This is a genomic window from Anaeromicropila herbilytica (genome assembly GCF_016591975.1).
In the GTDB taxonomy this organism is placed as follows: Bacteria; Bacillota; Clostridia; order Lachnospirales; family Lachnospiraceae; genus Anaeromicropila; species Anaeromicropila herbilytica.
On record NZ_AP024169.1, the window covers coordinates 3,654,033 to 3,678,989 of the forward strand.

The following is a 24,957-nucleotide window of genomic DNA, read 5'->3' on the forward strand; positions in this document are numbered from 1 at the left end:
TGAATTCTATTTAAATATCTCACTTTGTTCGTCAAACATTGAACTTTGTATCGTATTCTTTTTTACTTAGTCTCTCAATTAATTAATAATTCATTCAATTTTTTATTGCAATTAAAGCCTATATAATTAAAATAGACAACTAATCTCACCACTTGGGGCTATTAGCTGTCTACCATATAAATATATTTATTGAATTATATATATCCTAAGATCTTATCGCCCATCTCATTTTCGTACTGCGTGCACGTCCATTTCGATTACACTCTTCTGCAGATGGCCTTATGACATCCTTTGAGATCTCACTGAATATTCCTTCATTGTAAAAACGCTTAAATGTCCTCTTAACCAATCGATCTTCTCCCGAATGGAAGGTAAGGATTGCAATACGTCCACCTGGTGCAAGTACATCTGGAAGTGCTTCAAGGAAAGACTCTAACACTTCAAATTCACTATTCACATCGATTCGTAATGCTTGAAAGGTTCTTTGACAGGATTTCTTTATCGTATCTTTACGAATATCTGCAGGTAGGAATTGAAGTGTATTCTCAATAATCTCTCTCAGATCAGACGTTGTTAAAATAGGCTTTCCTTTTCTCATAGATTGAATCATTGCTTTTGAGATCTCAGTCGCATATGGCTCATCAGAATTTTCGATTAGCATACCTTCTAATTCTACTTGAGTAATATCTTTTAGGCGTTCTGCTGCTGATACTCCACTTTCTGGATTCAATCGTAAGTCTAATGGTCCTTCAGTCTTATAAGAGAATCCACGTTCTGGATTGTCAATCTGCATGGAGGATACCCCAAGGTCAGCTAACATAAAATCAAATCTTCCAACCTCTTCTGATACTTGCGCCACATTCCCAAAATTCTGCCTAATGATTGTTAGTATATCTGGTCCAAAGCCCATGTCTTCTAAACGCTTCTTGGTTTTCACGATCTCAATTGGATCGATATCAAGGGCGTATAAATGCCCAAGGCTATTTATATGGCCTTCGCCATTTAGATGGCCTTGATCATTCTTATCATTCTTGTCATTCTTATGACTTTCTATCCCTAAACACTTTAGCATATGCGAGGTGTGCCCACCATATCCTAAGGTTGCATCAAGACCTTTTTGACCTGGTTTTATTTGAAGAAAATCTAAAATCTCATCTACGCAGATGGAGATATGCATACCTGCAGGAGTACTCCCTTTATTAATTACTTTTTGAATGGTATCTGCATACTTATCTGGTTGATGTTCTTTATATTTTTCCTTAAAATTTCTTGGATGCGTTCCTTTATATCTAACACGACGTTTATGTTGTTCTTTATTTTGCTCTTGTTGTTCTTGATTATCCATAGATATCCTCGCTTTGCTTATATAATAATGTGATGATTCCGTCACATTTTTTGAATATTTCATTTTCAAACTTCGCATTTTAAAACCTATATTATACTTGATAAATTCAGACGAAACAGTATATTAATTACCATGATTCAAACTTTTCCATCGTCGTGACTTTGACGAGTTTGTGAAGTTACTTATGTTTTATTACTTTGGTTTAGATATAAAAAGTTTGAATCATGGTAATTTAGAACACTTAACCTCTGAATTTATCGAGTATTCAATAAACTTATTAACAGCGAAGTTCAAGGCTCATTCTAATGATGCAACTATACCATCAAAAGTAACGATTTACAAGGATATTATATATTGTACATTTCAAAGACACACTCAAACTGACTCTCAGATATGAACTGTATGTATCTAATCTTATATTTTTTCAGACATTTCTTCTAATATTTTCACTGTATTATTTAGTTCTGTTATAGATGCTGTTATTTCTTCTAAGCTTGCAATCTGATCATTAAAAACAGCATTGGAATCTTTGATTCCCTGTGAGATTCGATTAATAGAATCTCCAATTGTGGTTAATACTTCATTAATTTTTTTAATGGATTCTGAGGTATTGATGGACATATTTCTTATTTCTTTTGCCACTACTTGAAATCCATTTCCTGCTTCGCCTGCTCTTGCTGCCTCAATAGATGCATTCAATCCCAAAAGATTTGATTTTGAAGCAATACTTTCAACAAACTTTAATATATCTTTTGTACCATCCGCATATTCTGAAGTACTTTGGGATATATCTGCAATATCATTATTCATATGTGCTACATTCTGAACGTCAACAGATAATTCATTAATTGCTTTTAATATCTCACTATAAGCTACTGTAAGGTTCTTTGATACATTTAATAGATTTTTACTTCTTTGTAGATTTTTTGCTAACAAAACAGTTCCAACTGTCTCTCCATTATCATTTTTTAAAGGCACTGCATAGGATCGAAATGGAGCACCATAGATTTCTTTTGGCACTTCATTTACACTAACCATGTTTGTTTTTATTGCTTTTTCTGCTGCACCACCATTTGGAATTACATCACCTGGTTCTGTTTGTAGTTTAAGACTATCACTGCTCTGATTGACCAAAAACTTACTTTTATCCGTAAGCGCAATTGATACGTCATCTTCGAAAAAATATGGAAGATAAGGTAAGACTTTTCTAAATGCTAGTAGGATATCTTCTTCGATAAAATCTGTCCCCAACTTATTTCATCCTCTTTTCGTAAATTAATATTATTAATACAGTTTTAGTGTATAATATAAAATCGAATGTTACAATACCATCTTCTACATTTTATGTTATCTAACTTAATTTTTTCGTTTTATAGCTAAACCTTTAATTGTTAGAGCTGTCTATTAACCGCTTGGCGGCGCTATTTCGAATCTGTTCGAATAAAAATAATGGTAGACTACTAATTACACCGCTTGGCATCATTTGTAGTCTACCATATGAATCAAACTTAATGTATTAATAGTATCAATTCAGCCATGAGGGTGAACTATAACTATTACCCTATAGAGTCTTCCTTACTTTTCAATAAATCTCTAATCTCTTGAAGAAGTAGTACCTCTTCTGATAATTTTATTTCTTCTATCACTTCTTCCTCTTTCTTTTCACTCTTAAATCTATTAATTATTTTGATAAATAGGAAAATAGAAAATGATACAATTAAGAAATCAATGACATTCTGAATAAAATTTCCATAATTAAAAGTAACTGCAGGAACATCTCCGTGAGCTTCTTTAATTACAAACTTTAAATATGTGAAATTAATTCCTCCTGTTAAGGCGCCAATGATTGGCATGATAATATCATTTACCATGGATGTTACTATTTTACCAAAAGCACCACCTATGATAACACCAACGGCTAAATCTAATACATTACCCTTAATTGCAAACTCCTTAAATTCTTTTAACATGTTCTTAATCCTCTTTCGTTATATTAATATTAAAAAATAGACTATTTTATTATAACACAATTTAAATTCTGTAAACCACTAGATGCAAAAATAGGTTGGTTCTTAATATAGATAAACAAACCTAATGCTTAACGAAACACACACTGTTAATTACACGATTTGTTTACCTGTATCAAGAACCAACCCAACTTATTACCGAGAACTTAAATATTAGATCTTATAATCATTCACATCAAATTCCTTGTTTTTATAATAATACTTACGATCATCTTCTGTTATCTCACGAATAATCTTACATGGATTGCCTACTGCAATAACATTGTCTGGAATATCCTTCGTAACCACACTTCCAGAACCAATTACAACATTATTTCCAATGTGAACTCCAGGGTTAATAACAACATTTCCTCCTACCCATACATTATCACCTATCTCTATTCCAATTCCGTACTCATACCCTGAATTTCTTGAATCAGGATGAATTGGGTGTCCTGCCGTATAGACTGATACATTCGGTGCAAACATAACATTATTTCCGATTGTCACCTTTCCAACATCTAATATTGTACAATTATAATTAGCAAAAAAGTTATTACCTACTTCAATATTTTTACCATAATCGCAGTGAATTGGCTGCTCGATAAAAACGTTGTCTCCTGACTTTCCTAGTATATCTTTAATCAATTCAGCCATCCTACTTTTTTCATTTGGTCTAAGCAAATTATATTCATATATTTTAGACTTATTTTCATCTCTTTCCTCACTAAGCCCATCTAACCAAGCTTTGTATGGTAATCCTGCTAACATTCTTTCTTTTTGATTCATCTTATTGTCTCCTTATATAAGTCTTTTTAATTCTGCTATAATACGCTCTTCATTATTTTCACAGCTAATCCCGCCTATTGATATGCTTGGTTTTGTTTTCCCATGAAAATCGCTTCCACATGTTACTATCAATTTATTTGCTAAAGCAAAATCCTTATAAAATTCCACTTGTTCTCTGCTATGATAACTACTATATACCTCTATCCCTTCAATTCCACAAGCGATAATCTCTTTTAATAAACTTATATTTTCTCTAACATTATTACCTGGATGTGCTAAAATTGGTATTCCACCGCTTTCTTTAATAACCTTTATCGCTTCTTGTAAGCTCATATAGTTTACTTCCACATATGCTGGTTTACCTTGCGCACAATAATCCCAGTAAAAGTTCACGTACGGATTATCACTTCTTGAACCATTTTGGTAATATGGTAGAAGTAATGGATTCATCTGTTCCTTATCATATATCATTGCCGCCTCAGCAATCATCTCTCCATTCACTACTCCATTCCTAGACAATGAAGCAATAACTTCATCTGAAAAATCTATTCCTAACTCACGAATTAACTTCATACGCTTTTTCGAAGCCACTTGTTCTTGCTCTATAATACTCTCTTCAATTTGATGAAATACAGTTCTGTGATAATCGATACCATACCCCAAAACATGTAAATTCACTTTATCAAAAGTACAATCTAGTTCTACCCCTGGAATAATCTCGATATCTTTACCCTTACAATACTCTTTTGCTTCCTCAATTCCATTTACGCTATTATGGTCTGCAATCGAAAAATACTTTATATTATTTTTTAAACATAAATCAACTAATTCTTTCGGACTGAATTCTCCATCATCACTATATAAAGAATGCATATGCAAATCTACATAACTCATAATTATTCTCTCCTTCTATTATATTTAGTGTAGTAAAGACTACTATTTCATTAACTGTAACGTTGGTTCTAACGCTTTTAATGCAACCTGTTTGATTCCAATTTCAAAATCATGATTCAATTCTTGTGAAATAACTATATCTGGAATCATTACTTTTTCAATTTCAGTAATGAATCTACTCTTAAGTTCTTCAACAATTGCTTCTGTTATTCCTTCTGCATAGATAACGACTATATCTGGATTATACATGCAGCAAAATGAAAGCACTGTTTTTATCATTATCTCTTTCATCTGTTCTTCGTTATAATCAAAATTCTCCCAATCAACCTCAAAAGGAAGATATTTAATTTCACCTGCGAGCCCATTTCGACCTTTGTAAATCCTTCCGTTTATATATATTCCAGCACCTGGAGGATACTTACTTGGGAAATATATTCCTATTACGCACTGATTCTTAGTTATTCCATGAGAATAACAATATCCTTCAACTGCAGCATTAATATCATTTTCAAATATAACTGGTAACTCAAACTTCTCTTTCATATACTTTGTGAAATACTCATCTTTTAGTTCTTTATAGTCACTAATCATTAATTTTCCATCGATTTCTTCTCCAGGCATTCCAAAACTAATCACTTTTATATTGGGATATTTTAATAGCATTTCTTGAATCAAACTATTAAAGCTATCCTTTTTAATTTCGCCCATTTGTTTCTCTATTTTCGCTATAATTTCTCCATATAAATCTGTAACACATATAAATGCAGTATCTTCGCGGTTTTGCTCATACATATATATAACCAATGCTAAACGAAACTCATTATTAAAACGATATGCAGTAGCTGGTCTTCCTCCTTCCGATGGTAGAATTACGTCTTCTATTACTTCTCCATTTTCAACAAGTACCTTGACCAAAGAATTAATGGTTACCACACTTAATCCTGTTTGTTGTGCCAATTGAGGTTTTGATGCTATTTTTTTTGATTTGAACGCATCTCTTAATTTATTTAAATTTATTTCTTTTACTAAATTGGTATTGATACTGCTCATTAAGTTCCCTTTCCTCTGTAAATATTATTATACTTTCCATTTATCAGTTTATAAATTGACTTTATTAAGTATCTTTATAAAGAGTATATGTGATATAAATTGATTTGTCAATAGGAGATAGTTTACAATACACTTCTCCTTAACCTATTCTATAATGATTTTACCATAATATACTTAGTACAATTTAAGAAACAAATTTCAATTTGTCGACTTGGTGGGCAAAATCTATAAACTTATTTTGCATATCTTTTGGTGGGCAAATAATCGGAAAATCTTCAATATGATTTTTGTTCAACTGCCTTTTATCAATTCCACCAACACATACACTTCTTATATATCCTAGATATTCATTTGACACTAATATCTTTAAAATAAATTCATTATTAACACCTGGTTTAAGCCTTATAAAGTAAACATGTCCATTCACATTTGCTGCATCATCCTCACCTAAGTACAGAGCAGCACGTCCAAGAGAACTATTTTCTGTATTTATTCTTCCTGTTTTTGTAATTAGGATATCTCCATGCATGAGACTACTTCGTTTCATGTTCTCATGAGTTTCTTTGTCAATAAAAGCTATATCATCCATTTCCAATCGGTCTTTCCAAACATTTTGACTTCTAAAGAAAGTAATTCCCTTATCGACATAAACTTGTTCTCCACCTTTTGGTGTATTACCACTATTAATTTGATCTGATAAATCACCTAATTTACATACCTTCCAATTCATAGTGTTTTCAACCGGGTCCCCAAACATCTCGATAAATCGGGATTTAATGAGTTCATCTAGTTCAAAAAGCTGCTTTTTCCGTAAAGAGATAATTCTTAATACTTTTTCTAATGTATCAGACATTTTTACTTGTTCGGTAAGTCCTCTAAATAAAATTGGCGTACACAATATATCCTTCTTACTAACATTAAGTTGTACTCCACCACTTGCAAATCTTTTTAAGTATTGACGCGATTGGTTGCATAATAATGCAAATTTCAGGTATCTAGTGTCAACTTCTTTTAGTAATTTCAATTTTCCAACACGCTGATTTAGCAACAAATTGTATCCCTTTGTATCGACCACAGTAGGAACTCCTAGAATTTTAGGGTCACCAGCCATATCGGTCATGGCAATTATTAAATCGCCATCCCGAAGCAAATAATCTTCATATATTTCAGCATATTCATCTGGTAAATACTTTGCACTATATAATATGTCAAAAGTTCCATCAGGTCGAATATTACTCATTCTGCAGTTTAATGTTTCTGAGCTATCAATATAGTCATCCGATTTAAATGCATAACCATTTTGTAAATCGCATAAATCTCCTAATTTAATTATTTCCATCTATTCATCCCTACAAATCTAAATTTGCTTCACACAATACCCCTCTATCTTTCCCGATAAAAAAGTCTCTAATATATACTTGGGATTTTCATAATAAAAGCTACCATTATAATCATCAATTAACTCACAAATAAACGATTCATACACTTCAAACAAAGCATCAATAACTCCAATATTTTTCACATCTGATACACCTAAGATTAATCTTTTATATACTTTACCTATATCCCAATGTGTTGGTATTGAATATTTGCACTCTATCACATTATCATAATTACCCTCTTGAATTCCTACCTGTTCTATAAACTCATCTGCCACTTGATTAATCTGATAACTATGGTATATATCAGCTAAATCATATATTTTTTCAATCTTATGTTTTCCAAGCTTTTGTATAACAAGTAATCTTTTATTTTTTGTCTTTCTAGCAATGTAATCTATTAGACTACATGTAAAAAACAAATCATTATCTTTCTTATCTTCTCTTCCTATCATCTTGTTACCTCCAGACAATCTCGATATTCTAAACAATTCATAGCCTCTTCCGTACAAAAATTAATCTGATGTGTTGGATATTTAAACTTAGCCATTACCCAAAATTGTTCTCTCGTGATTATTCCATCAATATAGTCTGATATAAAATTATAGATTTGATCGTTTGCCATAGCACCTATTACTATATCATAACTATGTTTTTTACCATGTCTACAATCTACAATAAAATCAAGCCATTCTTCTGTCATTTCTTTGAATTCTAGAATAGTTAATTTCTCATTCATTTGTACTTCATAAATATTCACTATCGGTGTATCATAACGCTTGGCCCATCTCTCAGCTTGTTCTTTTATTATAGTGCAATAAAAACCATCACCAAAGTCTTTCGTATACTGTCCATTTCTTACCTGAGGTTCCTTTACTTTTGTATAACTTCCATGATACACAACCATTTTTGACATATCCTCTTTACTCCTTACTCATAATATTTTTTCCAAAATAAGTATATATTCTTACTACTACTATATCAAAGAAAAATAATAATCTCCACTCCTAAATCACCTTATTTTCTTATCTTTATTATAATTTATTAAGTCTAATTCTATATGTTCTGCTATAATAACTTTTAAGTCAAACGTAAATGGCACCCACCTTAGAAGGTAGATGCTCATTCTATATTACTTAGCTTATATATTTTTTATGTGAATATTTCACATTTGCTTGATTCACCATAGCATATTGCATTGTAGTATCTATTTGCTGATGACCTAGTAACTTCTGTAATTGCTCAATTGGCATACCTTTATCAATTGCTCTTGTTGCCATAGTTCTTCGAAACTTGTGTGGATGAACCTTACTTAATTCTAATCTTTTTCCCATTTCACGAAATCGTATCTCAACACCACTTATTTTAATTCTTTCATAAGGTTTTAATAATGAGACAAATAAGGTCTGCGATTTATCAGTTCTGCTATTTAAATATTTTTGTAAATGTACTTTAGTTTTAGCGTCAAAATAGACCTTTCTCTCTTTATCACCTTTTCCAAATACAATACATTCTCTTTCTTCAAAGTCAACATCAGCAATATCTAGATTAACCAATTCTCCCACTCGAATCCCCGTTGATATCATTAAATCAAGCATCGCCAAGTCACGAATCTCCTCACAGGAATCTCTCATTAATTCAAGATTTTTATCTGAATATGTTTCTTTTACAGTGGTCCCAGTACGAATTTTATGAATTCTTCGAACAGGGCTTTTGACAATATAATTTTCGTCTTCTAACCATGAGAAAAAACTTGAAAGTATTCTACGTACATTATCAATTGTCACCTTACTACACTTACTCTCTGTCTGATAATTTGCTAGATATTCTCGAATCTTTTCGGTTGTTATTTTTTTTACTGGTATGTTCATGTATTGAAGCATATGTTCAATTGTGCCTTTATAGTACTTCAATGACCTTTCAGAACACCCTTCCACCCTCTTTGCAGATAAAAATAGATTCGTATAATCTTCTTGTTTATCTATTTCATATTGATTTTCTTCCATAAAACATGCAAATGTATTTTCTAATACTAGCTTCAGTTGTTCTAATTGTTGGTTATCTAACGCTGGAATCATTTCTTGTACAATTTCACGAATTAAAGTTTCCTTTATGATTATTTGTTGCATATTAAATAAACTCCTTTCTTGAATTGAGTTTATTGTCTGCATTAAATATGGATAATATACCTAATTAACCTAATAATTCCATCTCATATATCTAGCATTTGATTTATCATATGCTTTTACTACAATAACTGATTTACTATAAAATTTACCCAAAATATTTTTGCATCAAAGAATCGAATAACATCTGTGTCTCATCAAGGGATTTCTGAACATCAAATTTCAATTTGTCGACTTGTTGAACGAAGGTAGCGTATTGGTTTTGCGCTTCCATAGTTGGTATTAAAATATCAATTTTGTTCATGGTGGAAATTGGCAATTGAGGCTGGGCAGAACCACTAGCTATTTTATTTTTGATATCATCTATTTGCATTCTAAACTGTTGAATAAAAAACCTTTCTTCAACTAAAGTTTTTTTCATTCTTAGAATTACCATTCCTGAATTAATCCTCATATTATCAAAAGGTACTTCATCTGTATAAAAAGCTAAATTTCCAATTGTTCCTCGTGTAGTTAATACAACATCTCCTCGTTGTAACTTACCTTTCCTCAATAGCTCATCTTTTTCTTTTGTTATAAACATTGTATCCGAAAACAAGAACCCTGCAGAAGTTACATTTTTAGCATTTAAAAACAAGCAAAACTCGTCATCGAAAAATTCATTCTGATTTGGATAATTTTTTCCTCTATCACCATCAACTATTTCACACACTTCAGTCATTGGAAAAGTTTTAATCCTTTTTGTGTTGCTTACCGGGTCACCAAACATCTCGACAAATCGGGATTTGATGAGGTTATCTAATTGCACTAGTTGTTCTTTTCTTAGCCTTATAATATCTGTACATTTTTTAAGTCTATAAGATATTTCATCTTGTACTTCCAAACTAGGTAATGGAATCTCAATGTTTTCTACAATACCTTTAGAAATTTCTTTAAAAGTTGCACCTCTACCTAATGAATTTAGAAGTACAGTTTTGCCCTTAAGAAACCAGTAAAGATAAAAGCTACTTACTCTGTCTGAACAAATTAGATTCTTAAATCCTTGATTGCAATACATTTCTTTTCCAGCAATAGCAACCTTTCCAATTGGTGCTCTTGATGATAAAATAACAGTGCCTTTTGGAAAAGCCTTTAAAGCTGATTTGTTTACAGCTAATTCAGTTATTTTTCTTACACTCTCTTCAATAATATAACTATCTTCTTTTAATTCAGCTGGAGTAATCCAATCAATATCTCCATCCCAATACTCTTCTATACTTGTTTTGGGAGTTGTTCCTGATACTACTTCACATATATCTTTTAGTCTTACTTTCTCCATATTCATCCCTACAAATCTAAATTTTTTATTTTCTATAAACATGCACTACATTACTCCTCCAACAACTTCTCAAGTTCTGCGAACTGTTGTTGAATCTCAATATCCACTCTTTTTATCCTATCCATAATCTCTTTCGGAGGATCGTAATGTACTGCTTCATATACTACTTCTTTGTATTTATTAATTGATAAATCATACCCATTATCACATATCTCATCTTTCGTAACCCAGAACCAATTATCATCTTTCTCTGGTTCAAGTTCCTTATTTTCTTTTATCTTTTTGAAAGAATCAATAATATTTGGTATATCTCCATCATCTTCTAGCTTTATTCTCTTATCATCTAAGGAATATCCATCACTTTGCATATCATAGAACCATACCCTATCCGTTTCTCCACCTTTCGTAAAGATTAAGATTGCAGTTGATACTCCTGCATATGGCTTAAATACACCTGATGGCATCGAGATAACACCCTCAAGTGCATTCTCTTCAACTATACTTTTTCTAATATCCTTATGTGCTTTACTAGATCCAAATAGTACACCATCAGGAACAATCACTGCGCATCTTCCACCTAAGTCTAAGATTCTTGTAATTAGTTTCATAAAGAGTAACTCTGTTTTGGTTGTCTTAGCACCTTTTAATAATGTCGCACTAATATCACCTTCGTCGATACTTCCTTTAAAAGGAGGATTTGCCAAGACAATTGTGTACTTATTTTCTTCTTCAAAACGCTTGGATAGTGTATCAGTTTGAGATACGTTTGGATTATCTATGCTATGAAGCATAAGATTCATTGAGGCAATACGAACCATAGATGGGTCAAAATCATATCCGAAGAAAAGATTCGTCTTAAAGTGCTCCCACTCCTCTGTTGTCATCATATCTCCGATTCTGTTGTGTAAGCTACCATTTTCATCAGTAAATACACTTTCTTCCCTTGTATACTTTTCAAGAAGATATTCTAAGGAGTTGATTAAAAATCCTGCTGTTCCACAAGCTGGATCACAGATTTTATCTTCTGCGGAAGGATCCATTAATTCCACCATCATACGAATGATATGTCTTGGTGTTCGAAACTGACCATTTACTCCTGACGTTGCTAGTTTGGATAAGAGATATTCATAGAGATCTCCTTTGGTATCGGAATCATCCATATTAATACTGTCAATCAAACGAACAGACTCTTGTAATAATGATGCTTTTGGAATCATGAATACCGCATCTTTCATAGAAGCTGTAAAACTTGAATTTTCTCCTCCAAGTAACTTAATCGCTGGAAATACCTTTTGGGATACAATGTGAAACATGTCATTCACGTCAAGGTGCATAAATTCACTCCACTTTAATAAATGCCAATCAAATTTGTCACTTATATTAATCTCGTGTTCTAATTTTTCATTTAGTTCTAAAAATACGGATTGAAATGGTTTTCCAATACGATTTGCTTTCTTTTCATTTAAATTATCCATATCATCTAATCGTTTAATAAATAAAAGATAAGAGATTTGTTCGATTACCGTTAGTGGATTGGAGATTCCTCCTGACCAAAAGTTATTCCATAGTTTATCTATTTTGCTTTTTATCTCTGCTTGTAACATTGTGTTGTCCTCTTTCTAGTTATGATATATAACTTGTCTTGTATGGTGCAATTAATCCGAATACTTCATCTGCCATTTTACCAAAGATTCCATCCACCCCATTTGGGTTAAAGGAAGTATAAGGCGCAGCAAATAATCCCGCAAAAGAAATTCCTTTATTTTTTGCAATATCATTTTTGATTAGTTCTAATGTCTTGATCTGCGTAGCATTCATCTTATTATGATGTTCCTGAATAAATGTTTCAAATACACTGCTTAATTCTTCTTCATCCACACCCACAAATTTTCTTATGATACTTATAATATCTTCCTTATCAATATCTGTTTTACTTGATAATTCATCTATGCTATATACAAACTGCTCATCGAAAATTGAATAGATTCCTTCAATTTCATCTTTCGTCAATGAAATACCTTTTCTAATTTTATGAACAATTAATTGATTGCCGAGCTTCTCTTCAATAGCTTCCTTGACTCTCTTCTCATAAGGTTCCATGTTCGATCCATATAAGACAGTACCAGCACTGATTTCTTTTAATATATGGCCAGAATCTTTGATATCAAATACTACAAATGAAGATGGGTTAATTCCTTTATGTTTCATTAAATCACGTAATTCCACTCTTATTTTTTCAAGTTTTTCATAGCTTAAATCAATCCATCCTTCTGGTTGTAATAAGGATTTCACCAATTCTCGGGTTCCATCAAATTGATTTAGATTCAATTTTAGCTTTGATAGTTTTTCCATTGTTATATTAACATCTCTAATCAATGCATCCTGATCCTTTTTTTCATAATCGTACAGAATCCGATATATACAATTATCAAAAGTTAACGTGTCAGAATTATCCTTTGCCTCAATCCATTGAATCAAGGGAGCTATTTCAAGTTTTAGTTTATCAATAAAATCATTGCTAAGTAATTCCCAATATCCTGGAGTCTTAACTTGTTCAATTTTTTTCCAATTCTTCTTAATAGTAATACTTTCAGTTGGAAGTTCTTCAATATCCTCTTGCAATTTCTTTGAAAATTCATTACAGATCTCACTTTGACCCTTTTCTTTATAGGTCTCAAGGAGTTTACACATCATTTCAAATCTTACCTGCATTGTAGTTTTCTGTGCACTTGGAACAAACCCCTTCGGATTCATCTCAAAGAATTCAAAATTTTTGAAGCAATCAAATATGGCAAATTCTTTTTTATCCATACCATCTTCAAACAAATGATCGCATCTTCTAGTTCCCCTTCCAATCATTTGCCAGAACTTAACTTTTGAAAAAATTGGCTTTGCAAAAACAAGGTTGACAATCTCAGGAACATCAATTCCAGTATCTAGCAAATCTACTGATATTGCAATTCTAGGGAATTCTTCTGTTTTAAACTTTTCAATCAGTATTTCATTATCCTTAACCCCCGAATAGATTACTGCAGTCATTTTCCCCTTATATTGTGGGTACATTTCATTAAATAGAGCATCTAATAGATTGGCATGACTTTTAGACTTTGCAAAGATGATCGTTTTTCCTAAATGATCACCCACACGAATTCCTTTTTCCATCAATGTTCTTAAAATATATCGATTTGTCTCTTTATTTGTTACCTTTTTCTCTAAATCATTTTTACCAAATTCTATCAGATCTCCGTCATATCCTTCTTCATCAACTTGCTTTCTTTGTTCTACAGTCATCTGACTATAGCGAATTCCTTGACGTAAAAAATCTGTAGACACATCAATTACCCTTGGTTCAATAAGGTATGGTGGTATGTGATTCCAAGCATCATCAATAGAATAATTAAAGGTTGGATCTTCTGATCCACAATTAAATAGATCAAATGTATTTCGATCAATAAAATCAACTGGTGTTGCAGTCAAACCAATAATATGTGTATCAAAGTATTCCATAATATCGCGATATACTTTATAGATACTTCGGTGTGATTCATCGCAAATGATAAGATCAAAGAATCCAACGCTGAACTGACTGTAATAATTAATCATAGTCTGATAAGTTGAAAAATAAAGTGTCGCTTCTCGATTATCAGCATTCTTTCCTGTAAATCTACATGATATCTGTTCTGGCATAAAAGTCTTAAAACTATTTTTATCTTCTTTTGCCTGTTTTACTAATTCATCTCTATCTGCCAAGAATAGAACTCTTTTTACCCATTTTGCTTGCATGAGCCCCTTCGTCAGTGCTATTACTGTTCTAGTCTTCCCAGTTCCAGTAGCCATTACTAGCAATGCTTTCCTCTGTCCACTTTCAAAGCGTTCATACACACGCTTTATTCCTTCAATCTGATAAGGTCTTCCGGCTATCGCATGATCAATCTGAACTTTATTCAAATCTTCTTTATGCTTATGTTTAAAGTATAGTTCTTCTAAATCATTAAGCGTATAGAAACCCCATATTTGTCTTGGCTGACTATATTTATCATCCCACATATAGATATCATACCCATTCGTATAGAATATAATTGGTCTGATACCATGATCTCTTTCAATTGTATTAGCATATTCAAGTGCTTGCTGGCGACCTACAATTGGATCTACAGATGTTTTCTTTGCTTCTATAACTGCTATTGGTTGTCCTTTTTTATTAAATAGTACATAATCGACAAAGCCATCTTTTCCTGCTTCTTTATGATTTTTTAACGGATATTCTAATTTCACAAGTTCAGTATTTTGAGTATTCCATCCTGCATCCTTAAGCATCAAATCAATTAATTGTTTACGTGTTTGAGCTTCATCTAAATCTAGCGTACTTTCAATTTGCTTATCTAGTTTTTGTTCTTCATCCGTTTCCACAACAGATTTTCGTTCTTTTCTAACTTCACTTACTTCCTTAGCATGTTCATCTTCAATATCCTCTTTTTCTTTTACATAGTCTTCCATATGATACACTGGCGCTTGGATATTATTTTCTTTTGGAACTACAAAGTTTAATGGTTGAATTGAAGTATCTTTTGTTACCTTTATATAAAGCCATGCTGATATTTTGTACATCGCTTTTAAACATTCAAGAGCATCTTTTTTGCTTTCATATCCTTCATGATTAGCTTTATTACCATGTCTTCTAACGATATCAAAAAGGTCTGGAATTGCACCATTAATTCTCGTCGTTCTTAATAATCTAATCTTATCGTCTTGTGTTGCAAAACGCTCTATTTCTATACGTAGTCCTGCTAATAAAATATCAATTATCTGTTCACCAAACATACGCATTTTTAACATGGAAGCATTACTATCCATATTTAAATACATTTCTGCTTGTGATCCTAATTTAGCTAATGCAGGCCATTTTTTATTTAAGAATATAAAATTTGACATTTATTCACCTTCATTTATCATGCTTTCTTGTATTATTCTTATGTATTATACCATATATTTCAACAAATCCAATAATAGTATATTGTATTTATCAACAAAAATTAAATAAAAGAGGGGACTAAACAATCAAAATTTGTTAAGTGCATTAGTGATTCATCCTACACTCTAATGGATTGGTTAAGAAACACTGATTACATGACTTACACTGCGATTCATATGTATGATCAGCCATCCACTTCTTAGGTAAATCTGGCTCACAAATTAAATGTCTGCCCAGAGATATTACTGCTATTTTTGAACTTTGTAAGCGAGATTCAATATCCACGAATCTCCTGAACCCGCCTACCACAAATACTGGTATATGTAACTGGCTTGCTATATCACTTGCAGCCTTAAAATTGTAACCTTCCTCTTCTATTGTTCTAATCACACGATTAGGTGCGCCTACTTTCCGTCCAATCATTCCACAACTGATTTCGATACCATCAACATGACACTTTTCCAAGATTTTTGCTACAGCAATTGCTTCTTCATAACACAAACCATCTTCTAGTTCATCGCTTCGATTCAATTTGACTATCACTGCAAAAGTTGGGGCTACTGCATTCTTTACAGCTGTTGACATATACAATACTACTGACACCGAAAGACCAAAAGATATTATTGCAATCCATCCTAATCCACATCCGGAATGTCCCCTCGGCTCTATCATTCATGACGTGTTAGAATCACCATATGAGCGAATTGGTGATTCAATTGTACAAGCAATGAAAAAAGAGATGCTTATTGATTTGGTTCAAACGGTAAAGGAAACAAGACCTGACTGGCTAGAAGTTGTTAGACCAACTTAAGATTCACTAATTGATGAAAGCCTCAAAGATTTTGATATATCTTTGAGGCTTTTTATATTCTAAAACTATTAAAGCATTTCTTAAATCAGATATTGCTATCTAATATCCGAAGTATCAATATACTTATTTCAATTTTTATTTCGTAAAATTTTATCCATTGCTTTTCCCTTTGCTAATTCATCGATCAGCTTATCCAAATATCGAATTTCTTTCATTGTTGGTTCTCCTATATCTTCCACTCGAACCCCACAGACCACACCTTTGATTAAAGTTCTAGAAGGATTAAGCCTAGGAGCTTTCGAAAAGAAGGTCTCAAAGTCCGTCTGCTTTTCTAGTTCTTCTGCTAACCCTTCCCTACTATATCCTGTCAACCAACAGATAATCTGATCAACTTCTGCTTTTGTACGCCCTTTTCTTTCCGCCTTTGCAACATAAAGTGGATAGACGCTTGCAACACTCATTGTATAAATATTATGTTTTGCCATAATACCTCCTTACTTATATATATTCAACGCCTCACTGATAGCTTTTCTTTTTTTCACTTTATTTATATCACAAACTTCAAAATACCCTAAGCATCTCCACTATACATTCAAGTATGCATTACTGGTAGGGCACTTCCTATCTGGCTGAATTATTAAAAATTATTGTCTTAATTATAACACAAATTGTAATTATAAGGTGTTTTAAGTTTATATTCTTACAAAAGAAACGGCTTTAAGTAAGTCTTTTCTTATCTAGGTTTTTGCATTATTTTAACTAAAACTAACATATTTGTATAATAACACCAAAAACTTGTCATATGCTACTTTATAGTATATAATTTTACAAATAGACAATAATCGTAAATTAATACCATGAAAAAATGTCTATAATGGAAGTAGTGTGAAATAAAAAGCATTTCACACGTTGAATTTAGGCTTGCGAGCAAGTCGCAAGCATGTAGGCTAGTGTGAAATAAAAAGCATTTCACACGTTAATTTTATACGTCACTTAATACGACAGATTGGAGTTATTATGAAAAATGAAATAGAAAAAAACTGGGATGAAATGTCTGAAGCATACGAAAACTTTACAGAAGCTGAAGATTCTTATAGTTATGCAATTGAATGGCCTTGCATTCAGAAGATATTACCTAAATTGGATGGAAAAAGAGTGTTAGATTTGGGTTGTGGGACAGGACGCTTTAGTTTCCTTTTTGAAAATGAAAATCCACTTTCTATTTTGGGAGCAGATATTTCGGAGCAAATGTTGAATATAGCAAAGAATAAGGCAATGAAAAGAAGTTCCAAAGTTGAATTTATTCAATATGACATAAATGATTTAAATACATATAACAATGAAAGATTTGATTTCATATTTTCATCTACAACATTCCACTATATTAAAGATCTTAACGGGTTGTTTAATAACATATATAATATATTAGAAGAAAAAGGCACCTGTATTGTTTCCCTAATGCACCCAGTCTATACTGCACAATATCCTATTGATAAAAATGGTGCATTTCCTTCTGATGATGAATGGGTTGTAAGATATTTAGATAAGAGTACTAGGGCATATATTCAGCCTTGGATAGAATATAATGATAATATTAATAATTATTTAAGTACAAGTTATCATCACACAGTGAGCGATTATTTTAATGCCATTATCAATGCGGGTTTTACTATTGAAAAAGTCGAAGAACCATTTCCACCAGAAGAATGGGAAAAAACTTGCTATGGACGTTATAATTCATTTATTGAAACTCCAAGCTACATGATTTTAAAATTATCTAAATAATAAACGGTTCGTTAACATAGCCTTAAATAAATAACCTTAAGCAAGTCTTTTCTAGCTTAAGGTTATTTTACGATTGGTTTATTGGATGCATATTGATTATCTTCTAGCTTTACCAGAAATATGTTCCATACTAATTTTTATTACTTTCGTTTTCATACCTGCGTTTTCGATATAAGCCTTACCCTTTTCCATATGATCAGGTGAATATTTATTTAATATTTCTAAAAGAGCTATATCTTTTTCTTGATCAAAGACTTCTATTGCTCGTCCAAATATAATTACGCTTTCATACTTCGTACTAAATTTATCCGGTAGTACGCAAGTTTCTCCCACTACACAAAAAGATACCTTATCATTATTTTCTATATTATCTAATTTATGTCCTTCTGTTGCACAATGAAAATATATAGAATCATTGATATAAACATAACTGATTGGTACCCCATAAGGATATCCATTAGAGCTTATCGTTGATAGGATACCATATTCATTATTTCTTATAATTTCTATAATATCATCATTTTGAATTTCTCTGTCTTTTTTCCGCATTTGTCGAAACATTATCATTCTCCTTAACTTATGAATTAATTTAGCTATATCTAATTAACTTGATCTATATAGTTCTTACTACTAACTATTCTAATTTGTGAAATGGAGTATATAGCTAGTGCACACCATATAAAACAAAAGCTTATCATATCCACTGCCGTGAAACTTTCATGATATACAAAAACTCCAATAAATAGACTTATCGTTGGTGATATATATTGAGTGAATCCAATTAATGACATAGGGAGTCTTCTTGCTCCACTAGCAAAAAGCAACAATGGAATCGCTGTAACTACGCCTGCACCAATAAGCAAAAGATTTACTGCTAGCCCTTCCGTTTGAAATGCACTCACTCCATTCAACTGCCTTGATGCTATGTATAGTAAGGCAACTGGTGTTAGCATTGTAGTTTCAAGTGTCAAACCTACAATTGAATTAGCTTTAATTGATTTCTTGGTTGCTCCGTATAATGCAAAAGAAATAGCCAGTCCTAAGGAGATCCAAGGAATTCTACCATACTGAATCGTTTTTATCATTACACCAATAAAAGCAACAAAAAGTGCTCCTCCCTGCAATAAGCTTAGCTTTTCCTTAAATATTATAACTCCTAATGCCACAGCTAATAATGGATTGATATAATACCCTAGGCTTGCGTCTACAATCTTATCAGAATTTACAGCCCAAATATATAACCCCCAGTTAAATGCTATCAATATTGATGCAATAAGGATATATAACATCTGTTTCTTATTCTTAACTATGCACTTCAACTCTTCCCATTGTTTGATAACTCCAATGATTACAATTGTAAAGGCAAATGCCCACACTATTCTGTTTGCTAATATCTCCATTGAAAATACGCTATCAACTAACTTCCAATATAAGGGCAAGATACCCCATAATGTATAAGCAATGACAGCATATATTACTCCAATCTTCTTTTCATTTTGCATTTTAGTTCCTCGCTATCTGTAACTTTTATGAATTAAACTGACTGATCTTAGTAAATATTAGGTCATCATGTAAGATGCTTAAATGCTTAACATCAATCATTTAAAATTCTACAGCAAATAATAACACGATTCGGCAAAAATTCATATACTTTCTTATAATAAATCTGTTAACAGTATTTTGTATTTCTAGCATATGCTATCTAATCTTTTGAACAATCTACTATATTTATCTAATTCAGCCTTATCCTCAACCTTCAATCCTGAATTGTAGAAATCAATATGACTACAACCGTCATTTAGTTGATTTATTTCTTCCAAGATCTTTTTTAGATTGTTTGCAGTACCATAATTTCCATCTATTATATTAATATCTGGTGAAAATAACTTTCTAAATATATCTTTATAGTAAGAAAAATGAGTACACCCTAATACAACGGTCTCATAGTTACTTACATCATACTTTAATAATTGTTCTTCAAGATAAGGTAATACTTTTGATTCACTAAATTCTAATCTTTCTGAATAATCCACTAAACCAGGAAGAGGTAATAAATCAACAACATGCTCCTTATCTAAGCTCGTTATAAGGTTATGTAATTTTTCTTCCTTTAGAGTTAGCGCTGTTGCAGTTACGAGAACTCGTTTACTTCGATCCTCATTTTTTTCAATTGTAGGTTTTACAGCAGGTTCCATACCAATAATAGGAATATTGTATTTACCTCTTAAATCTTCAATTGCAATGCTTGTAGCTGTATTACAAGCTATGACTATAGCCTTAACTTCTTGCTTTATTATAAAATCTATAGCATTAAAAATATACTTTCTAACCTCATTTTTGGATTTATTCCCATAAGGAACATTTAATGTATCTGCGTAATATATATAATCTTCATTTGGTAATATTTTAAGAGTATCATATAAAACAGTGATACCTCCAATCCCTGAATCAAAAAATCCTATTTTCATATCCGTACCTCCAAGAATAATCAATAATTTAATCCTCATTTATTGATCCGCTTAAATAGCTATTGTAAAGTGATTACTTGTCTAGTGTATACCTTTTAAGAATCTTAAATTATATAACCAATTTCATCAGCATGTGTTTCCAATGCAAAATGTCCTGAATCTAATAAATGAATTTCAGCATTCGGTAAATCTTTCTTAAAAGCTATCGCACCATGAGCTTCTAAATATTCAGTTTCTTAATATTTCTCTGATTATTTATTGTGATTAAAAATAACGCAATAATTGCCTTCATCCGTTCTGCATCTAGAACAACTTAAACATTTAGCAATCTTTCTATCTCCTAACTTCCACCTTTTCACCAAATCAGGTTCTGCTAATAAAGGTCTTGATAAACCGAATAATTCTATATTACTCTCATTTAATATATCTTTCATTTTATCAATATCTTTAAATCCACCTACTGTCATGATTGGTATTTTAACTTCTTTGCTAATTTCCTTGGCATACTCAATAAAATACCCTTCTTCTCTTAGAATATAACCATCAAATCTTTCACCAGCCATTGACCTTGCTTTTCCATGAATGTTACCGCTAATATCTAAAGCATCCACACCACTATCTTCTAGCTTTTTACAGACTTGACGTGTTTCATCAAAGGTTAGTCCACCTTCAAAGAATTCACTGGCCGTAAGCTTTACTACTATAGTAAAATTATTTCCAACTTTTTCTCTTATCTTATCATATATTTCAATTAAAAATCTCATTCTATTATCCAAGCTACCGCCATATTCATCTGTTCTTTGATTATAGTAAGGACTAAGAAATTGATTGATCAGATACGTATGAGCGGCATGTATTTCTATGCCATCAAAACCTGCTTCTTGAATTCTTAAAGCTGCATCTGCAAAGCTATTTATTACAAGTTTAATATCCTCTTTTGTCATCGCCTTTCCAGTAACATTCGTACTTCGTTCCGCAATTTCACTAGGAGCATAGATTAATCTTTTTCCTACATTGTAGGTTGTTTTTGTTCCTCCATAAGCTACCTGCATTATAATCTTTGAATTACATTTATGTACTTGTTCAGTCAGTCTTCTATATTCCTCAATAAAAGAATCATTATAGATTCCCATCATTCCATGGTTAGGTTGTTCTTCTTTTATAACATTTGCATATCCAGTAATAATTAATCCAACTTCTGATTTCGCTAAATTTTCATATATCTCATAAAGCTCCTTTGTAAGATGTCCATCTTCTGTAGTCATGTTTTCCCATGTAGCACTTCTAACAAATCGATTTTTCAATAAAATATTCCCTAATTTAACTTCCTCAAATAATGATTTCATTTTTTTCCTTCTTTCTAGTCATAATAGTTATGTTAATTACCCATGCATTTTGATATTGCTCAAAAATATTTATATTATATATTATACATCTTCCTAGCTATATGGTATAATTCAAAAATCAGATGATTGCCATCTGATTTTCAGATATCAAGTTATAAAAGAAAAGAATTGAAATAGAACAGAGGATTATTTTATGGATTTACAAGCATTAAAAATTTTTCAAATTGTTGCTAAGACGGGAAGTATATCAAAAGCTGCTAGGGAACTTAACTATGCACAATCTAATGTTTCTAATAAAATTCAGCAGTTGGAGGCTGATCTTCAAACTTCTTTGTTTTATAGACATAACCGAGGTATTACATTATCGGATAAAGGTCAAATGCTACTTCAATATAGCGAGAAAATATTTTATCTTATCGATGAAACTACTTCTGCCCTCAAAGATGATAATAATCCTAGCGGTACTTTATGTATTGGATCAATGGAATCAACTGCAAACGTTCATTTACCAAAGCTACTCTCGGAATATCATCAAAATCACCCCAACGTTGACCTTATTTTAAAAACTGGAATAACAGAAAAAAATATTCGTGAAGTTCTTGAATACAATATGGATGGAGCCTTTGTAGCTGGACCTATTGACCATCCTGAATTGATTCAAATACCATTTATCAAAGAGGAATTGGTGCTCGTTACAGATACTGCACATCCGACAATATCATCTATTAAAGATATTCAAACTCGAACCTTGTTGGTTTTTCCTTATGGATGTTCTTATCGAAAGATATTGGAGCAGTGGCTACATAATGAGGGTATATTACCAAATAAAATCATGGAATTTGATTCTATTGGAGCAATCATTGCCAGTGTGTGTTCAGGTTTAGGCATGAGTTTGCTTCCAGTCCCTGTGGTAGAAAAGTATGTGCAGGCTGGTACGCTAAGATGTCATTCTATTCAAAGCTCCTATATAAATGTGCCAACAGTTTTCATTTATAGAAAAGATAAGTTTATGTCTAAAGCTTTAATTAAATTTATTGATATGTTAAGTAAAACTCTGGTAGAAGGCAAATAATTATTTTCTCAATCTACCTTCCATAGCGCTGTACCTGTTTCCAGTTCGCTTATTACCACATATCCAAGCCTTTTTTCGTCCACACACATCTTCCCATAAGATTGGCCTTGTTTGGCGCATAATGAAAAATTCCCACAAACTTAGTTTGTGGGAACATATAACACTATCAAAAAAGCACTACCTTGAACAATAACCCTTCAACGTTCCATACTGTAAAACATGACCCTCCATTGCCTTTTGTAACTTTTCTTTACCAGAGTCTTGATTCAAGTTGAGGACTATATCTAAAACATATATTTTAAATACATATTTATGTGTACCAAAAGGAGGTTTTGGTCCCCTATAATAGTGTTTGCTACCATATTGACTCTTACCTTGAACTGCATTTCCTAATGAGTGAACAATCTTTTTATGTGGGATACCTTCTGGAATCTCTCTAACACTAGCAGGTATATTCCATATCACCCAATGGTTAAATGTCCCTAATGGGTGGTCTAAATCATCCATAATGATAGCAATTGTTTTTGCTTTGCTATCAATTTCTTTTAGCTTTATAGGAGGCGAAATATCATCTCCCCTACCAGTATATTTCTTCGGAATCATACCTCCATCTTCGAATGCTCCACTAGTTACCTCCAAATTAACTTCGGGATTAATATAATCGTGAATACTCATTCTCTTATAAAGAACAAAAGCAACAATGAGTGCTACAACAGCACAAAAACCTTTCATAAATAAAACCATTCTACTATACTCCAACATTAAATTAATCCTCTTTCGTGAAGACTATGATATGATGCACGTTCTTTTTTATCTCTATTTTTTATAATAAATTTTTTGAAAGTTGGTTTTAAATATAAAGCAATCAACAACCTCATCATTACATTTTGGAAAGGATAACTTTTGTTACTTTTAACGTCCATAGCAATTTTTCTCCCGAGTTCATTTGCTTTATCTAAATTTTCAGCACTTTCCCAAACCTTCTTTTCCACTCCATTAACCATAGTATGAATGCCTAAAGTTCCCGAAATATAACTTCTCTTAAATATTCCAAATTTAAATACACTAGTAAGTTTCTTTGCTACTTTTTTTGCTGCATTTCTATTGTATGATGTAGATATTCCAACACCATACTTTCCTCCAAGCAAAGAACTATATAAGGTATAAGTTCCCAAACGTTCGAAAAAGCATTTCATGGCTGCATTATACTCTAAAGCATATGTTGGAGAACCCAGTATGATTCCATCTGCCTCATATATAAGTTTTCTAATTTCTTCAAAACCATCAGCAATCGGACATTCTCCTTTTTCATTACATTTTAAACAACCTTTGCAAAATTCTAGTTTATAAGCTGCAAGAAATACTTCCGTTACCGTTGCTCCCTCCTTCTTTGCCCCATTAAGCGCTTCTCTGACCAGTGAAGCAGTACTACCGTTATAGTTCGGACTGCTTATTACTCCAACAATCTTAATATCTTTTTGCATTTCTTCTTTCATTTCTTTTTTCATTTTTACTTCATCTCCCATTATAATTTCAATTTTCTTTACAGATTGCAGTTAGTATATTATACTTTATGTATACAGTCTGTAATTAGAA

Annotated in this window: 24 protein-coding genes; 3 read left to right on the top strand and 21 right to left on the bottom strand. The window is 31.9% G+C overall.

The features are described from left to right. Positions 1-205: 205 nt before the first annotated feature. The 14 genes from rsmH to bsdtb5_RS15885 all read right to left on the bottom strand — a co-directional run bounded on the left by rsmH (position 206) and on the right by bsdtb5_RS15885 (position 16,410). Positions 206-1,345, bottom strand: a complete 1,140-nt coding sequence (gene rsmH / locus bsdtb5_RS15820) for a 16S rRNA (cytosine(1402)-N(4))-methyltransferase RsmH (RefSeq protein WP_271712939.1) — start codon at positions 1,343-1,345, stop codon at positions 206-208. A gap of 414 nt (positions 1,346-1,759) precedes the next feature. Further along, complete coding sequence (locus bsdtb5_RS15825; RefSeq protein ID WP_271712940.1) at positions 1,760-2,596, bottom strand: methyl-accepting chemotaxis protein; 837 nt, start codon at positions 2,594-2,596, stop codon at positions 1,760-1,762. A gap of 305 nt (positions 2,597-2,901) precedes the next feature. Next, positions 2,902-3,315, bottom strand: a complete 414-nt coding sequence (mscL, locus tag bsdtb5_RS15830) for a large-conductance mechanosensitive channel protein MscL (protein WP_271712941.1) — start codon at positions 3,313-3,315, stop codon at positions 2,902-2,904. A 210-nt stretch (positions 3,316-3,525) separates the two neighbouring features. Then, on the bottom strand, positions 3,526-4,140 hold the full coding sequence (locus tag bsdtb5_RS15835; RefSeq protein ID WP_271712942.1) for a sugar O-acetyltransferase: 615 nt from the start codon (positions 4,138-4,140) through the stop codon (positions 3,526-3,528). Between the two features lie 12 nt (positions 4,141-4,152). Then, positions 4,153-5,034, bottom strand: a complete 882-nt coding sequence (locus bsdtb5_RS15840; RefSeq protein ID WP_271712943.1) for a PHP domain-containing protein — start codon at positions 5,032-5,034, stop codon at positions 4,153-4,155. A gap of 42 nt (positions 5,035-5,076) precedes the next feature. Continuing rightward, positions 5,077-6,084 carry an ROK family protein gene (locus tag bsdtb5_RS15845; protein WP_271712944.1) on the bottom strand — a complete coding sequence of 336 codons (1,008 nt, stop codon included), beginning with the start codon at positions 6,082-6,084 and terminating at the stop codon, positions 5,077-5,079. Positions 6,085-6,268: 184 nt separating this feature from the next. After that, a complete protein-coding gene (locus bsdtb5_RS15850; protein WP_271712945.1) occupies positions 6,269-7,423 on the bottom strand; it encodes a restriction endonuclease subunit S in 1,155 nt (384 codons plus the stop codon). Between the two features lie 18 nt (positions 7,424-7,441). Continuing rightward, positions 7,442-7,918 carry a hypothetical protein gene (locus bsdtb5_RS15855; protein ID WP_271712946.1) on the bottom strand — a complete coding sequence of 159 codons (477 nt, stop codon included), beginning with the start codon at positions 7,916-7,918 and terminating at the stop codon, positions 7,442-7,444. Next, positions 7,915-8,379 (bottom strand): DUF3990 domain-containing protein, encoded by a 465-nt coding sequence (locus bsdtb5_RS15860; protein WP_271712947.1) that lies wholly within the window; start codon positions 8,377-8,379, stop codon positions 7,915-7,917. Before bsdtb5_RS15860 ends, bsdtb5_RS15855 begins: the two co-directional genes overlap by 4 nt. 220 nt (positions 8,380-8,599) lie before the next feature. Then, on the bottom strand, positions 8,600-9,577 hold the full coding sequence (gene xerA / locus bsdtb5_RS15865) for a site-specific tyrosine recombinase/integron integrase (RefSeq protein WP_271716129.1): 978 nt from the start codon (positions 9,575-9,577) through the stop codon (positions 8,600-8,602). A 160-nt stretch (positions 9,578-9,737) separates the two neighbouring features. Beyond that, positions 9,738-10,949: a restriction endonuclease subunit S gene (locus tag bsdtb5_RS15870; protein ID WP_271712948.1), complete on the bottom strand. Its 1,212-nt coding sequence runs from the start codon at positions 10,947-10,949 to the stop codon at positions 9,738-9,740. 8 nt (positions 10,950-10,957) lie between these two features. Next, positions 10,958-12,511: a class I SAM-dependent DNA methyltransferase gene (locus tag bsdtb5_RS15875; protein WP_271712949.1), complete on the bottom strand. Its 1,554-nt coding sequence runs from the start codon at positions 12,509-12,511 to the stop codon at positions 10,958-10,960. A gap of 19 nt (positions 12,512-12,530) precedes the next feature. Then, positions 12,531-15,839: a type I restriction endonuclease subunit R gene (locus tag bsdtb5_RS15880; RefSeq protein WP_271712950.1), complete on the bottom strand. Its 3,309-nt coding sequence runs from the start codon at positions 15,837-15,839 to the stop codon at positions 12,531-12,533. Positions 15,840-15,984: 145 nt separating this feature from the next. Beyond that, positions 15,985-16,410 (bottom strand): beta/alpha barrel domain-containing protein, encoded by a 426-nt coding sequence (locus bsdtb5_RS15885; RefSeq protein WP_271712951.1) that lies wholly within the window; start codon positions 16,408-16,410, stop codon positions 15,985-15,987. Between the two features lies 1 nt (position 16,411). On the opposite strand from bsdtb5_RS15885, the gene bsdtb5_RS15890 reads away from it, so the two are divergent. Next, positions 16,412-16,690 (top strand): hypothetical protein, encoded by a 279-nt coding sequence (locus bsdtb5_RS15890; protein ID WP_271712952.1) that lies wholly within the window; start codon positions 16,412-16,414, stop codon positions 16,688-16,690. A gap of 128 nt (positions 16,691-16,818) precedes the next feature. On the opposite strand, the gene bsdtb5_RS15895 is transcribed toward bsdtb5_RS15890, so the two are convergent. After that, the gene (locus tag bsdtb5_RS15895) at positions 16,819-17,175 is read right to left on the bottom strand and encodes a DUF2200 domain-containing protein (RefSeq protein ID WP_271712953.1); all 357 of its coding nucleotides are present in this window, start codon (positions 17,173-17,175) and stop codon (positions 16,819-16,821) included. Between the two features lie 532 nt (positions 17,176-17,707). Here bsdtb5_RS15895 and bsdtb5_RS15900 point away from each other — a divergent pair. Beyond that, a complete protein-coding gene (locus bsdtb5_RS15900) occupies positions 17,708-18,475 on the top strand; it encodes a class I SAM-dependent DNA methyltransferase (RefSeq protein ID WP_271712954.1) in 768 nt (255 codons plus the stop codon). 96 nt (positions 18,476-18,571) lie between these two features. Here the strand turns inward: bsdtb5_RS15900 and bsdtb5_RS15905 are convergent, their stop codons facing one another. From bsdtb5_RS15905 to bsdtb5_RS15920, 4 genes are all read right to left on the bottom strand, one after another. After that, on the bottom strand, positions 18,572-19,036 hold the full coding sequence (locus bsdtb5_RS15905) for a pyridoxamine 5'-phosphate oxidase family protein (RefSeq protein ID WP_271712955.1): 465 nt from the start codon (positions 19,034-19,036) through the stop codon (positions 18,572-18,574). Between the two features lie 38 nt (positions 19,037-19,074). Beyond that, the gene (rarD, locus tag bsdtb5_RS15910; protein ID WP_271712956.1) at positions 19,075-19,977 is read right to left on the bottom strand and encodes an EamA family transporter RarD; all 903 of its coding nucleotides are present in this window, start codon (positions 19,975-19,977) and stop codon (positions 19,075-19,077) included. Between the two features lie 186 nt (positions 19,978-20,163). Next, on the bottom strand, positions 20,164-20,943 hold the full coding sequence (gene murI / locus bsdtb5_RS15915) for a glutamate racemase (protein ID WP_271712957.1): 780 nt from the start codon (positions 20,941-20,943) through the stop codon (positions 20,164-20,166). A 251-nt stretch (positions 20,944-21,194) separates the two neighbouring features. Then, entirely contained in the window at positions 21,195-22,289 is a 1,095-nt protein-coding gene (locus bsdtb5_RS15920) for an NADH:flavin oxidoreductase (protein WP_271712958.1), read from the bottom strand. Positions 22,290-22,482: 193 nt separating this feature from the next. Between bsdtb5_RS15920 and bsdtb5_RS15925 the strand changes: the two genes are divergently transcribed. Then, positions 22,483-23,361 carry a LysR family transcriptional regulator gene (locus tag bsdtb5_RS15925; RefSeq protein WP_271712959.1) on the top strand — a complete coding sequence of 293 codons (879 nt, stop codon included), beginning with the start codon at positions 22,483-22,485 and terminating at the stop codon, positions 23,359-23,361. A gap of 177 nt (positions 23,362-23,538) precedes the next feature. Here bsdtb5_RS15925 and bsdtb5_RS15930 read toward each other — a convergent pair whose 3' ends face one another. Further along, entirely contained in the window at positions 23,539-24,105 is a 567-nt protein-coding gene (locus bsdtb5_RS15930) for a YbhB/YbcL family Raf kinase inhibitor-like protein (protein ID WP_271712960.1), read from the bottom strand. A gap of 17 nt (positions 24,106-24,122) precedes the next feature. Next, on the bottom strand, positions 24,123-24,869 hold the full coding sequence (locus tag bsdtb5_RS15935) for a flavodoxin family protein (RefSeq protein ID WP_271712961.1): 747 nt from the start codon (positions 24,867-24,869) through the stop codon (positions 24,123-24,125). Positions 24,870-24,957 lie beyond the last annotated feature (88 nt).

Coding starts and splice junctions, on each gene's coding strand:
- rsmH (WP_271712939.1), bottom strand. CDS start 1,345: ATGGATAATCAAGAACAACAAGAGCAAAATAAAGAACAACATAAACGT.
- mscL (WP_271712941.1), bottom strand. CDS start 3,315: ATGTTAAAAGAATTTAAGGAGTTTGCAATTAAGGGTAATGTATTAGAT.
- bsdtb5_RS15835 (WP_271712942.1), bottom strand. CDS start 4,140: ATGAATCAAAAAGAAAGAATGTTAGCAGGATTACCATACAAAGCTTGG.
- bsdtb5_RS15840 (WP_271712943.1), bottom strand. CDS start 5,034: ATGAGTTATGTAGATTTGCATATGCATTCTTTATATAGTGATGATGGA.
- bsdtb5_RS15845 (WP_271712944.1), bottom strand. CDS start 6,084: ATGAGCAGTATCAATACCAATTTAGTAAAAGAAATAAATTTAAATAAA.
- bsdtb5_RS15850 (WP_271712945.1), bottom strand. CDS start 7,423: ATGGAAATAATTAAATTAGGAGATTTATGCGATTTACAAAATGGTTAT.
- bsdtb5_RS15855 (WP_271712946.1), bottom strand. CDS start 7,918: ATGATAGGAAGAGAAGATAAGAAAGATAATGATTTGTTTTTTACATGT.
- bsdtb5_RS15860 (WP_271712947.1), bottom strand. CDS start 8,379: ATGTCAAAAATGGTTGTGTATCATGGAAGTTATACAAAAGTAAAGGAA.
- bsdtb5_RS15870 (WP_271712948.1), bottom strand. CDS start 10,949: ATGTTTATAGAAAATAAAAAATTTAGATTTGTAGGGATGAATATGGAG.
- bsdtb5_RS15875 (WP_271712949.1), bottom strand. CDS start 12,511: ATGTTACAAGCAGAGATAAAAAGCAAAATAGATAAACTATGGAATAAC.
- bsdtb5_RS15880 (WP_271712950.1), bottom strand. CDS start 15,839: ATGTCAAATTTTATATTCTTAAATAAAAAATGGCCTGCATTAGCTAAA.
- bsdtb5_RS15895 (WP_271712953.1), bottom strand. CDS start 17,175: ATGGCAAAACATAATATTTATACAATGAGTGTTGCAAGCGTCTATCCA.
- bsdtb5_RS15900 (WP_271712954.1), top strand. CDS start 17,708: ATGAAAAATGAAATAGAAAAAAACTGGGATGAAATGTCTGAAGCATAC.
- bsdtb5_RS15905 (WP_271712955.1), bottom strand. CDS start 19,036: ATGTTTCGACAAATGCGGAAAAAAGACAGAGAAATTCAAAATGATGAT.
- rarD (WP_271712956.1), bottom strand. CDS start 19,977: ATGCAAAATGAAAAGAAGATTGGAGTAATATATGCTGTCATTGCTTAT.
- murI (WP_271712957.1), bottom strand. CDS start 20,943: ATGAAAATAGGATTTTTTGATTCAGGGATTGGAGGTATCACTGTTTTA.
- bsdtb5_RS15920 (WP_271712958.1), bottom strand. CDS start 22,289: ATGAAATCATTATTTGAGGAAGTTAAATTAGGGAATATTTTATTGAAA.
- bsdtb5_RS15925 (WP_271712959.1), top strand. CDS start 22,483: ATGGATTTACAAGCATTAAAAATTTTTCAAATTGTTGCTAAGACGGGA.
- bsdtb5_RS15930 (WP_271712960.1), bottom strand. CDS start 24,105: ATGGTTTTATTTATGAAAGGTTTTTGTGCTGTTGTAGCACTCATTGTT.
- bsdtb5_RS15935 (WP_271712961.1), bottom strand. CDS start 24,869: ATGAAAAAAGAAATGAAAGAAGAAATGCAAAAAGATATTAAGATTGTT.